We start from the raw sequence: 14,154 nt of genomic DNA on the forward strand, positions 1-14,154 counted from the left end.
TAGACCAGCTCAAAGTTCCAGCGCTGACCGGTGTTTCAGCGACACCGGCCAATCGCGAAAGGCTACCGAATGCCGGACCGGTACCCCCGAGAAGCAATAGTTACTGGAACTGACGGCGATTGATCCACAAAGGCTTCAAGCGGCGGGGCACAGCGTCCTGTTGCCAAAATGACCGTTGCGAATGAAGTTTCTCTAGCCGCCGCCGAAAGCAATGCTTCGTGTCACGCGGCAAATTGCAAAAAAGGCGGCAATTCCGGCAGTCGATGCCGAACGCCCCGCCTAAAAGTGCTCAGCGAGCGTGTTTCGCAAGCAGCGCTTGGTTTTACTTACCTAACGTCTCTTGTGGTCAACAAATGTACAGATTGTAAAAATTTCGAATTCCCCGATAACGACAGAAACTCCAGACATTAGTAATTTGTTAATTATAGTCCTCGCCGAAACTATATTTAGGCGCTAGGAAAAAACACGGCGCGTAAACAGTACAGCCGTCGCGACTATGTTTGTGCATCATCGTACAAGTGGAGAGTTCTATGAATATGCCGCTCAGATATACGAATTTGTATTCGAGAAATTCCGAACGCCGTACCGTTCTTGTTGCCGGGGGCGCCGGCTTTCTGGGTTCTCATCTCTGTGAGTGGCTACTGCGGGATGGTTGCCAAGTCATCTGTGCCGACGATTTCTCGACCGGGCGAACGGAGAATTTGCGGCATTTGCTCCGCTACGACGCCTTCAGCTTCGTTCGTCACGATATCGTCAATCCCATCGATCTGCCGGTCGACGAGATTTACAATCTAGCCTGTCCCGCGTCCCCCGTGCACTATCAGGCAGACCCGATCCATACGATGAAGACATGCGTCTTCGGTTCGCTGAACCTGCTTGAACTGGCGACACGTCACCAAGCCCGCATATTCCAGGCTTCCACCTCGGAAGTCTACGGAGACCCACAGGTACATCCCCAGCCGGAACGCTATTGGGGCCATGTCAACTCGTTTGGCCCGCGCTCCTGCTACGACGAGGGAAAGCGCTCTGCCGAAACGCTTTTCTACGACTTTCATATGAGACATGGCGTGGACATCAGGATCGCGCGCATCTTCAATACTTACGGGCCGCGCATGCGTCCCGATGATGGCCGTGTCGTTTCCAATTTTATCGTCCAGGCACTCAAGGGGCAGGATATCACCGTTTACGGCGACGGATCGCAGACGCGCTCCTTCTGCTATGTGGACGACCTTATCGAAGGCTTCGTTCGGCTGATGAGGAATCCGTCCGCGCTTCATTCGCCGATCAATCTGGGCAATCCAGCCGAATTCAGCGTCCGCGAACTTGCCGAACAGGTCATCGCGCTGACGGGTTCGCCATCGAAAATTGTCTACAAACCGCTGCCAATCGATGACCCTCGACAGCGTCGTCCCGACATTACGATCGCCAAGCGGGACTTGGGATGGGAGCCGACGGTCGCTCTGGCCGAAGGTCTGAAGTCGACGGCCGCCTATTTCGAACGTCAGCTTCATCGGCAAGGCAGCGAACTCGTAGAGGTCATCTGATGTCTGCGCGCACCATCCTCGTCGCGGGCGGAGCCGGCTTCATCGGCAGCCACACGGCCAAGCTTCTGCATAAAGAGGGTTACGAACCGATCGTCTATGACAATCTTTCCACGGGCCATCTTGAATCGGTCCGCTGGGGGCCATTCATAGAGGGGGATATTCTCGATACCCCCCGCCTGGTCGAGACCATCAAGACATACCAGCCCGATGCGATCATCCATTTCGCAGCTTCGGCCTACGTCGGCGAATCCGTCGAGGAACCGGCGAAATACTACGCCAACAACGTCAACGGCACGCATTCGCTGCTGGAAGCCTGCCGCGCCACCGGTACCGACAAGCTCATCTTTTCATCGAGCTGTGCCGTCTATGGCATACCGGATCAGCTGCCGATCCGCGAATGCGAACCGCAGCGCCCCATAAATCCCTATGGCCGCACAAAGCTTATCGCCGAACACATGCTCGCCGACTATGCGGCAGCCTATGGGCTCCGTTACGTTGCGTTGCGCTATTTCAATGCGGCGGGAGCCGACCCCGAGCAGGAGCTCGGCGAATGGCACACTCCGGAAACACACCTGATCCCCCGCGCGCTGCTTGCCACGACGGGCTCCATCGACTGCCTCGAGGTCTATGGCGATGATTACGACACCCCGGACGGCACCTGCGTCCGCGATTACATCCACGTCATGGATCTGGCTCGCGGCCACGCTCTCGCCGTGAAATATCTGATGGCGGGCGGCGCCAACCTTGCCATCAATCTGGGAACCGGTCACGGGACGTCGATCAGAGAGGTTCTGGACGCTATCGGACTTGCCTCGAAACGCTCCGTGCCGGTCACCATGCGCCCTCGCCGGCCAGGCGATCCGCCGGCGCTTTATGCGGCATCGGATCTCGCCGCCGAAAAACTCGGCTTCCAGCCTCTGTATTCCGATATCGGAACCATCATCCGAACGGCAGCCCCATTCTTCGGATTGGAGACTCAATCGTGAGGACGCCCACGATAAACAGATCCGCCGCACAGGACGAGCCACTGATGGTTCCGATCCTCTCAGGCTATCGGCGCACGGAATATATCGTCTGTGCCGCGATATGGTTTGCGGCGCTCGTTTACCTTTGGCGCTGGTGGCTCCTGCCGACCCATCATATCGATCCGCTCGGATCGATTCTGATCACCACCGTTCTGGCATGGACGACACTTCTTCCGGCCTATTTCGTGGTTGTATTCTATCGCGCGCGGAAGCCAAACGGGCCGCTGCGCCTGCCTGCGGGCAGCCGTGTGGCAATGGTGGTGACAAAAGCGCCGTCGGAACCGTTCGATGTCGTTGCGCGCACCCTGCAAGCCATGCTGGCCCAGGAAGTGCCGCATGATACCTGGCTGGCTGACGAGGACCCCTCATCCGCGACGATCGATTGGTGCCGCAGGCACGGCGTTCAGCTGTCCACCCGCAAAGGGCGGGACGATTATCACCGCCAAACGTGGCCGCGGCGCACGCGCTGCAAGGAGGGAAATCTCGCCTTCTTCTATGACCATTATGGCTATGAACGTTATGACTACGTCGCCCAGCTCGATGCCGATCACGTGCCGAGCCAGGACTATCTTTATCAGATGTTGCGTCCATTCGCCGATCCTGCGGTTGGCTACGTGTCGGCACCCAGCATCTGCGATAGCAACGCTCACGAGAGCTGGTCTGCTCGGGGACGTCTCTACGCCGAGGCGAGTATGCATGGATCACTGCAAGCCGGTTTCAACAACGGCCTGGCACCGCTCTGTATCGGCTCGCACTATGCTGTCCGCACTGCAGCTCTGAAAGATATCAGCGGCCTCGGACCGGAACTCGCCGAGGATCATTCGACGACGCTCATGATGAATGCACACGGCTGGCGCGGCGTTCACGCCATCGATGCGATTGCTCATGGCGATGGCCCGCGCACCTTTACCGACCTCATCACCCAGGAATTCCAATGGTCACGCAGCCTGATGATGATCTTGCTGCAGTATTCGCCTAAGTTGCTGCCCTGCTTGCCGCCTCGGTTAAGAGCGCAATTCCTGTTCTCGCAGCTCTGGTATCCGCTGTTTGCACTGTTCATGACTCTGATGTTCGTGCTGCCGATAATAGCGCTCATGGGAGGGCGGAACTTCGTCAATGTGTCCTATCCCGATTTTCTGCTGCACTTCCTGCCGCAATCGTTCCTGCTGATCGCATTCGCCTATCGCTGGCGCCGTACCGGCACGTTCAGGCCGGTTGATGCCAAAATTCTCAGCTGGGAAGTGACGCTGTTTCTGTTCGCGCGCTGGCCATGGGCGCTTGCCGGGACAATCGCGGCGATACGCGATTGGACGACTGGATCTTTCGTCGATTTTCGCGTCACCCCGAAAGGCACGTCCAACGTCGATCCATTGCCTTTCCGCGTGCTGGCGCCTTATGCGCTTCTGTCTCTCGTTTCCATAGCGCCTGTCCTGACGGTTCGTGATGCTGGAGAAACGAGCGGATTCTATATCTTCGCGACCATGAATGCGACGGTCTACACGCTGCTGCTATTGGTGATCATTCTGAAGCATGTGCAGGAGAACACCGTCTCCATGAGCAGCCGCTTCTATCGCTCTGCCGTTGCAAGCGCATTGCTTGTTCTCATCGCTCTGCCAGGGCTTGCGGCCACAGAGCGCGGCCCCGACGGAGTGCTGTCGCTGACATGGAGCGCCAGCGGCTATGCGCTTTTCGTGCAGCGTTCGTCGGTGGCGGGGGCAGGCGTCAGCGGACACAAGCTGCACCGTATTATGTTCGACCCGCACTGGCATGACGCCAACGCAATGACGGAAATTCCCGACAGGAGGGGCGCATAAGCGCGACAAAAGATGAAAATAGCTGTTGTCGGAACGGGATATGTGGGTTTGGTCAGCGGCGCATGCTTCGCCGAGTGGGGTCATATCGTCGTCTGCGTGGACAAGGATCCGCCGAAGATAGCAGGCCTGCGGCAGGGCAGAATGCCGATCTACGAGCCGCACCTCGACGAAATGGTCGAACGAAACTGTGCGTCGGGACGGCTCGATTTCACCTGCAATCTCGCCAAGGCGTTAAAGGAAGCCGCTATCGTCTTTATCGCTGTCAACGTCCCGCCTCACGGCGATCGAGGTGAACCCGATCTTTCCTGCCTCTATCGTACAGCAAGCGACCTTGCGCCGTTGATAGCGGACAACACGGTTGTCGTCGTTAGATCGACCGCGCCCGTCGGCACCGGCGACATGGTGCAGAAGATCATCGCTGCGACGCGGAAACCATGCACGTTTTCCGTAGCGTCCAACCCGGAGTTCCTGTGCGAAGGCGTTGCGGTAAAGAACGCGCTCACGCCGGACCGTGTCGTTGTCGGCGTCGACGACGAGCGTGCCTATAAGCGGCTCCTGGAACTCTACGCCGACCCGATGGATCTCCAAGATATACCGGTTGTGGTGACGGCACGGCGAACTGCGGAATTGATCAAATATGCGGCCAACGCATTTCTGGCGACGAAAATAACCTTCATCAACGAGCTCGCCGACCTTTGCGAACGGCTGGGCAGCGATGTCGAGGAACTGGCGCTCGGGATGGGATTGGACAAGCGTATAGGCACGACCTTCCTGACGGCAGGCCCCGGCTTTGGCGGCTCCTGTTTTCCGGGGGATACGCTCGCTCTTCTGCGAACCGCACAGGATCATGGCGTCCCGCTGCGTGTGATCGAGGAAACCGTTGCGGCGAATGATGCCCGCAAGCGGCGCATGGCGCTCAGGGTCGTCGAAGCGCTTGGCGGCAATATAGACGGTCTGACCATCGCCATTCTGGGCCTCACCTGCAAACCCGACACGGACGACATGCGCGAAGCCCCCTCGATCCCGCTGATCGAAGCGCTCCAGCGCTTTGGCGGTCATATTCGAGCTTATGATCCGATGGGTGTCGAGAATGCCGCGAAGATCCTCGATGATGTGGTGTTCTGCGACGATCCTTATGATTGTGCGCGAAACGCTGACGCAGCGGTCGTCGTGACGGAATGGGCAATCATTAGGGATCTCGACCTGGTCCAGATCAAGGCGAACATGCGCCAGCCGATACTGGTGGATCTCAGAAACGCTTTTCGCAGGGACGCTGCCGTGCAACTCGGATTCCGCATTTCCACCATCGGAAATTCGGCCAGCACAAAGGGCGATGTTCGTAGCATGGCGAGACAGAGGAACAGGTCCCTAGGGACCGCGAAAATCATACCAATTGCTATGCGGGAGAAAGACAATGGTATCATTATATAACAAACCGCGCGCCCTCATCCGCCTAGGCGCGGCGACGCTTGCCGCCGTCATCGCCCTTGGATCCGTCGCGTCAAGCAGCGCGGTTGCCGCGAGCAAGGGCCTTAAACTGCCGGTCGACGCTCGCCCCATGACGGCGTATGAGCTTTACCAACTATATCGCGACAAGAACTGGCAGTGGCCGGATGGCGCAGGGCAAATGCAGGACGCAAATCGTCATTTCGCTGCCTGGGTTGACGGCAAGGGAGGTAAATCCTGGGCCGAGGGCCGCTGGAGCGTCAGCGATGCCGGACGTATGTGCTTCGAAGCAACCTGGTACGCGGCGAACGGCAAGTTCCCGGCCAAGACCTGCTTCCTGCACCGCATTCTCAATGAAACCGTATACCAGAAGCGTGAGCCCGGTGGGGCATGGTTCATATTTCGCCATGCCGCGGCCAAAGACGCCGATGAGGCGCAAAAGTTGGTCGCCAACGATCTGGTTACTGAACGACTGAGCATCGTGAAAGCCACCTTGAGCACGAGCAAGGCCGAACTGAAGAAGGAGGCAGTCCAATGAAAACGGCATTCAAGTTTACCGCAGCCGTCGTTTGCTTCGCAGGTTTGTCCGGAGCGATTTACGCAGCAAATAATGGCCTCGAAACGGCGGGCGGCGGTCAAAGCATGTTCCACGACAAGAGGCCGATCATCACGCCGCAATCGTTGCCGTCAGGCGCATACGATCCGAACGGCGATTTCTCAAATGACCCCAATCCCAAGATCGAGCATGTCTTCCTTCCCTGGGAGGATGTCGATCTGTCGACACTCGGGGTCGCGGACACCTATGCCCGCGAGCGTGGTCGCTCCTTGTTGATTACAGTCGAGCCCTGGTCCTGGGCGCGCAACTGGCGCGTCACGCCAGACGATCTTTTCCAGGGGATCATGGATGGGCACTACGATACGAACATGGCATCGATATGCTCGGCCGCCGCCAAGCTCAAGCAACCGGTGACCATTCGCTGGGCCCATGAAATGGACGAGAAGAACGGGCAGTTCACCTGGGCCTACTGGAGCCCGTCGCAATATGTGAAGGCATATAGACATGCCGTCGATGTCTGCCGTCGCGATCTTCCATCCGCCAAATACATGTGGTCGCCGATGGGCAAGGAAGGGCTCGAAGCCTATTATCCTGGCGATCGATATGTCGATGTCGTGGGCCTGTCAGTCTTCGGCTATCAACCTTTCGATCAGCTCATGCTCGGGCGTGATTCGACTTTCGTCGAAGCGACCAAACCGGGCTATGACCGCGTCAAAGCCTTTGGAAAGCCGATTGTTATCGCCGAGCTGGGCTACCAGGGAAGCGAAGCCTATGTCCATGCCTGGGCTGAAGAGGCCGCCAAACCGCATGACGAATTCAAGAACATCGTGGGGGTGGTGTATTTCGACGATCGCGAGGTTTATCCGTGGCCCCATGGTCTTGGACGGCCGGACTGGCGTGTGGCCAGCCCTCTGTTGAATTGAACCAACAACAACGGAAGTGGAGGCAAAGATGTCCCTCTTAAGACTCTCGATATCAAGTGCAGCCATATCGCTGTTACTGCTGGGCGGACCGGCACATGCTGCGAGCCCGCAGCATGCCGATTGGATGATCGAGCGCTCGGCCATTCAAGCAACATCGATCAGCGCTTCAGACGTGCGAAGCCTCTACTCCGGCCGATCCTGGATCTGGAAAGACGGTGCCGGCTACTTTTCGGCCAAACAAGGCACCTTCATGGCCTGGTCGCATAACGGTGCCGAGAGAACCTATGCCAAAGGCACCTGGTACGCGACCTTCAACGGCAAGTTATGCATGAAGGCACGTTGGCAAAGCAAGAAGTACGATGTGGAAAAGACGTCCTGCTTTCTGCACCGTGAAAAAGACGGCGCCATCTATCAGAAGCGTCTACCTGACGGGAAGTGGTATGTATTTCGTCACAACCCGCTAAGACATGACGACGAGGCAATGAAACTGCGCGGAAGCAACTACGTCATCCGGCACTTGCCCAGCTAAGACCGGACACGGGAAAGATATTGAGCAGTCGAGATCAACCGACGCATCGCGATGGATCGAGACATCCGGGACCGTTCTGGCAAGGCGGGATCAATTGCCAGGCGGTTTCCGTTTGGTCACCGATTGTAGCAATGTGACGTGTGTCCAAAGCCGCTTGGCGTGCAGATATAGGGCGCCCCCTTGAAATACTCATCAGCGGAAACCGTTGCCCTCTTGCGAATCTGACCGGTCCCATAAAAGTACATATTGCTTTCGCTTTTCTTCATGTACAGATCGATGGTCTTGTACTTATATTTGTCCACAGGTGCGGAAACCGCATTTTCCACCGGATAGGCAAGAAAAAGGGCGCACAAGCAAACAGAAGTCAAGCTTGATACAAGGCGGGAAAGATAAAACTTCGGCTCAATCGGGTTTACTACCATTTGCTTACTTCCATATCCTCTACGTTCGTTTGTGTTGCCATTAATTTATTGCGGCCTCTCGATAAAATTCTTGAAATTATTAGAGAATAATGCTTAAGTAACCGTTACAAGTATTGAAGTAAGGTTTGCGGCAATGCGACCCTCTCGGGTATTAGTTTTGCGTTCCTTGCGATGGCCGCAGGAAATCATCAGCCGGGCAGTTTGGCCTTTTGCCAGGCTGCTCGCCGCGCTACCGAACAGAAATGTCCGCCTCATCAACGATGAGGACGCAACCTATCGTGCGTTTATCCCTCTCTCTTCCTGTTACACTATGGGATCAGATTTGTGCCGGCTTGAAAAGTTGGAAATCAGGCTGGGTATCACGAGACGGCGGCTAATCCACAAACAAATTCCGGCTTTAATATGATCAACTGCTGTGCGTCAGCTGCGGAATTTTCGGTGGGCGCGCTGCAATCACGGCAACTAAACTCGCCATGTAGTATCGAGGGATCGCTGCAATGATGTTGGGCAAAGCAGATATTTCTTTTGAACAGCCCAAGGCTGCCGAGCGGCGGCGCTGGCCTCGTTCTGCGCAGATGCCGCTTTACAGCGAGATCCCGGAAAGTACGGAATTGGCGTCGCTGCCGTTTTCAACGGAGGAACTGCGTCCCGATCGGCAATTTGCGGCCTGGCAGGAGCGCATGGCCCCGCTGATCGATATGCGATTGCAGAATCAAGCAAAAGCCGATGAGCCGTTCGCGGTTAAGCAGGTCGCATGGAACCTCGAAGGTGTCTTGCTCATTCAGCAGGAGGCCCCAGCGTTCAGCTTCGAACGCTCCGCGGAAAAGGTGCGCTTCAGTTCGATAGATCACTGGCAGATCACCTTCCTGCGCACCGGAAAGACATGGACGAGCGTCAACGGCAATGTCGTGGAAAACGAGCCCGGCATGATGGAAATCCGAATGCTGGGCTACCCCTTTTACGGACGGACCTTGCCGGCGCGATCCACGACGCTGATCCTGCCATTCGATCTGTTTGCCGCTCATGGTGGACTGCCGAGCGCCAGCAGCAATATTGTGCTTGGAGGTGAGCGCGTCTCGTTACTTTCGAGTTACATAGATTTTCTCGAAGTCAATCTTCTTCGTTTAACCAGAGACGATCTTCCAAGCATCAGGAATCAGCTTCGCGAGATGGTGTTTCACACAATTTCCCCCTTGGTGCACGGCCAGATCGATGGCGAGATATCGCAAAGTGGGTTGATGACCCGGGCAAGGCACTTCATTCAGAACAATCTCGGATCCGCGGAATTGACGCCGGAAACCCTAAGTCGTGAACTGGCAATTTCGCGGACCCGTCTTTACGAGCTGTTCCAAACCTCGAGCGGAGTGCTCAACTACATCCGAAGAAGACGGCTTCTGGCTGCGCGCGCCGCACTTAACGATCCCGCCGACGGCCGGAAAATCGGCGAGATCGCCAATCAGTTCGCCTTCGAGTCCGCCGCCAACTTCTGCCGGGCCTTCACGCATGAGTTCGGCTACAATCCAAGCGAAGTGCGCAGGCATTCACGGGATTTCAAGATGGAAGCGCCGTCGCGCACGGCTGTGTCGAGTTTCGATAATTGGCTCAGCACGCTTGGGCTTTGACAATCCGGCTTGCCGCGATGTCACTAAGCTCTGTCCGACAAGCTCCGCAGTCGGTTTGATATCGCCGCTAAGGATGATATGTTCCGCATTTGTTTCAGTCCACCACGATTTGCGGTAATGCTGAAACGGAACTCCGATTGCCGAGACGATAATGAACGATATGAGCTCGACGCCTGTCCGCAAAATCATCCATGTGGACATGGATGCCTTTTACGCGTCGGTCGAACAGCGGGACAATCCCGAACTGCGCGGCAAGCCGCTTGCGGTCGGCGGGTCCGCCGCGCGCGGCGTGGTGGCGGCAGCAAGCTATGAGGCCCGCGCCTTCGGCGTTCGCTCGGCCATGCCGTCGGTGACGGCGAAACGCAAATGCCCGGATTTGATTTTCGTGCCGCCGCGCTTCGACGTCTATAAGGCCGTATCGCAGCAGATCCGCGAGATCTTCGCCGAATATACGCCACTGATCGAGCCGCTCTCGCTCGACGAGGCGTATCTCGACGTCACCGAAAACCTCAAGGGCATGCAGATCGCCACCGAGGTCGCGCTGGAGATCCGGGCGAGGATCAAGCAGATCACCGGACTCAATGCCTCAGCCGGCATCTCCTATAACAAGTTCCTTGCCAAGATGGCGAGCGATCTGAACAAGCCCAACGGCCAGGCGGTGATCACGCCGAAGAACGGACCGGCATTTGTCGAGGCTCTCCCGGTCAGCAAATTCCATGGTGTCGGACCGGCGACCGCCGAGCGTATGCGCAAGTACGGGATCGAAACCGGGCTCGATCTAAAATCGAAGTCGCTGGCCTTCCTGCAGGAGCATTTCGGAAAGGCCGGGCCATATTTCTATGGGATTGCCCGCGGCATCGACCAACGCCAGGTGAGGCCCGACCGGATCCGTAAATCCGTCGGCGCGGAAGATACGTTTCCCGAGGATATCGACGACCTCGATCCGGCGACGGCAGAATTGCGGCCGTTGGCAGAAAAGGTCTGGCGCTACTGCGAGACAAGCGGCATCAGCGGCAAGACGGTGACCGTGAAGATCAAATATTCGGATTTCACGCAGGCAACGCGCAGTCGGACAACCCTATTTCCGGTCACGAATATGGGTGAAATCCTTGAAGCGGCAACCGCGCTTCTGGCAACCGTCCATCCGTTCAAGCGGCCCGTTCGGCTGCTCGGCATCACGCTTTCCTCCCTAACGAACGAAGGAACCGAAGATGACCGATCACAATCGCAGCTCGATCTCGGTATCTGACGGTCGGTCACGGAAGCGATACCGGCGAATCCGGGCTTTGTCTCGGTCGGCGCGCGCGGAATCTGCAGAAATATGAGTAAATTCCTCTTGTTTGTCACCGGGTGACAAGGCTATACCGCCGCGGGTGTTTTTACCCGTTCATATTTGGCCGCAAACGATCAGGATGTTTTTCGTGACCATATTGAAATCACTTTTGGCCGTCTCGGCCCTTTGCGCGGCGCTCGGCCTTGCCGTACCGGCGGCGTCCGCCGCATCGACCAGCTATCCCCTGACAATCGACAATTGCGGCGCCAAGGTCACATTTCAGAAAGCACCGGAACGGGCGATCGGGCTAGGCCAGAACAGTGCCGAAATTCTTCTTTTGCTTGGTCTGCAGGACAAAATGGTCGGCACCGCCTTCTGGCCGAGCAAGGTTCTGCCTGAGCTCGCCGAGGCGAATTCCAAGGTCAAATTGCTGACCGTCGAGTTCCCGACGTTTGAATCGATCCTCTCGGAAAATCCCGATTTCGTGGCTGTTGCCTTACCAAGCCTGATGGGACCGAACAGCAAGGTCGCCAAGCGCGAGGATTTCGAGAAGATCGGCATCCCGACCTATCTGTCTCCCAGCACGTGCCTGAGCACGGCCGCGGTCAAGGACCAGTACGGCAGCCGCAAAGAGCTATGGAACATGGATCTCCTCTATAAGGAGATCGACGAGCTCTCTCAGATCTTCGATGTGCCCGACCGCGGACAGGCATTTATCACGGATTTCAAGGCGCGCGAGGCCGCACTGCGCTCTCGCGTGTCGAAAGACGGCAAGCAGCTTTCCTACGTCTTCTGGTTTTCGAGCCAATCCCCCTCTTCCGACGCCTATCTGGGCGGAAAGAACGGCGCCTCCGGCTTCATCGCCGACCTGGTTGGCGGCCGCAATGCCATTACCGCCGAAGCGGAGTGGCCGACACTCGGCTGGGAGAGCATCATCGCGGCCAATCCTGACGTCATTGTCGTTGCCAGTCTCGACCGCAATCGCTGGGAGCTCGACAAGCCGGAAGCCAAGATCAAGTTTCTCACCGCCGACCCGGCCGTCAGCCAGCTTCCCGCCGTCAAGAACAAGGCCATTGTCGTCATGGACGGCCAGGCCATGAACCCGACCATCCGCACGATCTATGGCGCCGAGCAGGTGGCGGCGCAGCTCAAGGCGCTTGGTCTGCTGAAGTGATCGACGCGTATCGCAATCTCCAGCACCTGGCTGTCTTCGGCCTGTTGCTATTGGCCTGCCTCGCAGCGATCGGCCTGATCATCGGTGTCAGCGTCGGCATCGGTGATCTGCCGATCCCGCTATCAACGACGTTCTACGCCATCACCAACAGGCTCGGCTGGACGGGCGTGGAGCTCAACCGCATCCACGAAACGGTCATCTGGGACTATCGTCTCAGCCGGGCATTGGTGGCGGCTTTCTGCGGTGCGGGGTTGGCGCTGTCCGGGGCAATCCTGCAGTCGCTCCTTCGAAATCCCCTTGCCGAACCCTATGTGCTCGGCATCTCGGCGGGCGCCTCGACCGGTGCCGTCGCAATCGTCATTCTAGGCATTGGCGCGGGGGCGGTTTCGCTGTCGGCCGGTGCCTTTGCCGGCGCATTCGCCGCCTTTTTCTTCGTCGCTCTCCTTTCTAACGGCACACGAGGTGGCGCCGACCGCACGATCCTTGCCGGCGTTGCCGCCTCGCAGCTATTCAACGCAGCGACGTCCTATATCGTAACGACATCGGGAAACGCACAACAGGCACGGGATGTGATGTTCTGGCTGCTCGGCAGTTTCGGCGGTGTCCGCTGGCCGGAATTCACGCTGGTATCGACCGTTGTCGGTTTCGGGCTTGCTGCCTGTCTGCTCTACGCCCGCGTCCTCGACGCCTTCGCCTTTGGCGACGAGGCAGCCTCGTCCCTTGGCGTCAATGTCGGGCGAGCGCGGGTGGGGCTCTTTGCGCTGACCGCGATAATGACGGCGACCATCGTCAGCATGGTCGGCTCGATCGGCTTTGTCGGCCTCGTCGTCCCGCATGCGGCCCGCTTCGTCGTCGGGCCGCTTCACGTCAGGCTGTTGCCGGCTTGCGCCATCATCGGCGCGATGTTCATGGTGCTGGCGGATATCACCTCGCGCGCACTCATCCCCCAGCAGGTTCTGCCGATCGGGGTGGTCACGGCGCTTGTCGGCGTCCCTTTCTTTGCGATCATTCTCTACCGGTTCCAGCGCGCATCATGAGCATCAAGGCTGATAACATCATCTTGAAAATCGGCAGGAAGACCATACTCGACGGCGTCTCCTTCGAAGCGCCCGCGGGAAAAATGCTCGGCCTGCTCGGGCCGAACGGATCGGGAAAGACGTCGCTCCTGCGTCTACTGGCCGGATTGAAGGGACCCAATTCCGGCCGCATCACGCTTGACGGGCGCGATCTTGAGAAGATGCCTCGCCGGGCGATCGCACGGCGTGTGGCCTTTGTCGAGCAGCACAGCACGACCAATGCCAATCTCCAGGTCATCGACGTCGTAAAGCTCGGCCGATTTCCGCATCGGTCGATGTTTTCAGGCTGGACTTCGGCCGATGACGAGACGGTGGAAAATGCGCTTGAGCGCGCCGGCATGAAGGAGAAGCGCAACGACCGTTGGCAGAGCCTGTCGGGCGGTGAAAAGCAACGGACCCACATTGCCCGCGCCCTGGCACAGGCACCGAAGGAGCTCATCCTCGACGAGCCGACCAATCATCTCGACATCCAGCATCAGATCAGCCTGATGCGGCTGGTTTCCGGCCTGCCGATCACCAGCATCATCGCTCTTCACGATCTCAACCATGCCGCCATGTTCTGCGACGAGCTGATCATCATGCAGCACGGCCGGATCGTGGCCACCGGCGCCCCGGGAGATGTGCTAACCGAGGACCTTCTGCGGGACGTCTTCGCCGTGGAAGCCCGGGTCGAGATCTCGCCTCATCACGAGCGGCCGCATATCCATTATCTGCGATAGGTCACTTGAAGCGAACGCCTGTCCTCTCGAT

General features: G+C 57.8%; 13 protein-coding genes. 12 read left to right on the forward strand and 1 reads right to left on the reverse strand.

Annotated elements, in window-relative coordinates:
• The first annotated feature begins 530 nt into the window (after nt 1-530).
• From HGP16_RS14300 to HGP16_RS14330, 7 genes are read left to right on the forward strand one after another with little or no spacing between them, the layout of a single operon-like run.
• Nucleotides 531-1,544, forward strand: coding sequence for a UDP-glucuronic acid decarboxylase family protein (locus HGP16_RS14300; protein ID WP_168840673.1), 1,014 nt, complete (start codon nt 531-533; stop codon nt 1,542-1,544).
• A complete protein-coding gene (galE, locus tag HGP16_RS14305) occupies nt 1,544-2,530 on the forward strand; it encodes a UDP-glucose 4-epimerase GalE (protein ID WP_168840674.1) in 987 nt (328 codons plus the stop codon). The genes HGP16_RS14300 and galE overlap by 1 nt, the downstream gene beginning before the upstream one ends.
• A 44-nt stretch (nt 2,531-2,574) precedes the next feature.
• Entirely contained in the window at nt 2,575-4,383 is a 1,809-nt protein-coding gene (locus HGP16_RS14310; protein ID WP_168840770.1) for a glycosyltransferase family 2 protein, read from the forward strand.
• A gap of 12 nt (nt 4,384-4,395) precedes the next feature.
• Complete coding sequence (locus HGP16_RS14315; RefSeq protein WP_168840675.1) at nt 4,396-5,814, forward strand: UDP-glucose/GDP-mannose dehydrogenase family protein; 1,419 nt, start codon at nt 4,396-4,398, stop codon at nt 5,812-5,814.
• A complete protein-coding gene (locus HGP16_RS14320) occupies nt 5,798-6,367 on the forward strand; it encodes a DUF995 domain-containing protein (RefSeq protein WP_168840676.1) in 570 nt (189 codons plus the stop codon). Before HGP16_RS14315 ends, HGP16_RS14320 begins: the two co-directional genes overlap by 17 nt.
• Nucleotides 6,364-7,308, forward strand: coding sequence for a glycoside hydrolase family 26 protein (locus HGP16_RS14325; RefSeq protein WP_168840677.1), 945 nt, complete (start codon nt 6,364-6,366; stop codon nt 7,306-7,308). The genes HGP16_RS14320 and HGP16_RS14325 overlap by 4 nt, the downstream gene beginning before the upstream one ends.
• 28 nt (nt 7,309-7,336) lie before the next feature.
• Nucleotides 7,337-7,837 (forward strand): DUF995 domain-containing protein, encoded by a 501-nt coding sequence (locus HGP16_RS14330; RefSeq protein WP_168840678.1) that lies wholly within the window; start codon nt 7,337-7,339, stop codon nt 7,835-7,837.
• A 116-nt stretch (nt 7,838-7,953) separates the two neighbouring features.
• On the opposite strand, the gene HGP16_RS14335 is transcribed toward HGP16_RS14330, so the two are convergent.
• Nucleotides 7,954-8,259, reverse strand: a complete 306-nt coding sequence (locus HGP16_RS14335; RefSeq protein ID WP_168840679.1) for a hypothetical protein — start codon at nt 8,257-8,259, stop codon at nt 7,954-7,956.
• A 497-nt stretch (nt 8,260-8,756) separates the two neighbouring features.
• Between HGP16_RS14335 and HGP16_RS14340 the strand changes: the two genes are divergently transcribed.
• The 5 genes from HGP16_RS14340 to HGP16_RS14360 all read left to right on the forward strand — a co-directional run bounded on the left by HGP16_RS14340 (nt 8,757) and on the right by HGP16_RS14360 (nt 14,123).
• Nucleotides 8,757-9,881: a helix-turn-helix domain-containing protein gene (locus tag HGP16_RS14340; RefSeq protein ID WP_168840680.1), complete on the forward strand. Its 1,125-nt coding sequence runs from the start codon at nt 8,757-8,759 to the stop codon at nt 9,879-9,881.
• 151 nt (nt 9,882-10,032) lie between these two features.
• Nucleotides 10,033-11,130 carry a DNA polymerase IV gene (dinB, locus tag HGP16_RS14345; protein WP_168840681.1) on the forward strand — a complete coding sequence of 366 codons (1,098 nt, stop codon included), beginning with the start codon at nt 10,033-10,035 and terminating at the stop codon, nt 11,128-11,130.
• Nucleotides 11,131-11,302: 172 nt separating this feature from the next.
• Nucleotides 11,303-12,328 (forward strand): ABC transporter substrate-binding protein, encoded by a 1,026-nt coding sequence (locus HGP16_RS14350; protein ID WP_168840682.1) that lies wholly within the window; start codon nt 11,303-11,305, stop codon nt 12,326-12,328.
• Nucleotides 12,325-13,365: an iron ABC transporter permease gene (locus tag HGP16_RS14355; protein ID WP_168840683.1), complete on the forward strand. Its 1,041-nt coding sequence runs from the start codon at nt 12,325-12,327 to the stop codon at nt 13,363-13,365. The genes HGP16_RS14350 and HGP16_RS14355 overlap by 4 nt, the downstream gene beginning before the upstream one ends.
• Nucleotides 13,362-14,123, forward strand: coding sequence for an ABC transporter ATP-binding protein (locus HGP16_RS14360; protein WP_168840684.1), 762 nt, complete (start codon nt 13,362-13,364; stop codon nt 14,121-14,123). Before HGP16_RS14355 ends, HGP16_RS14360 begins: the two co-directional genes overlap by 4 nt.
• The last annotated feature ends 31 nt before the right edge of the window (nt 14,124-14,154 follow it).

It is taken from the genome of Rhizobium sp. P40RR-XXII, from assembly GCF_012641405.1.
In the GTDB taxonomy this organism is placed as follows: Bacteria; Pseudomonadota; Alphaproteobacteria; order Rhizobiales; family Rhizobiaceae; genus Rhizobium.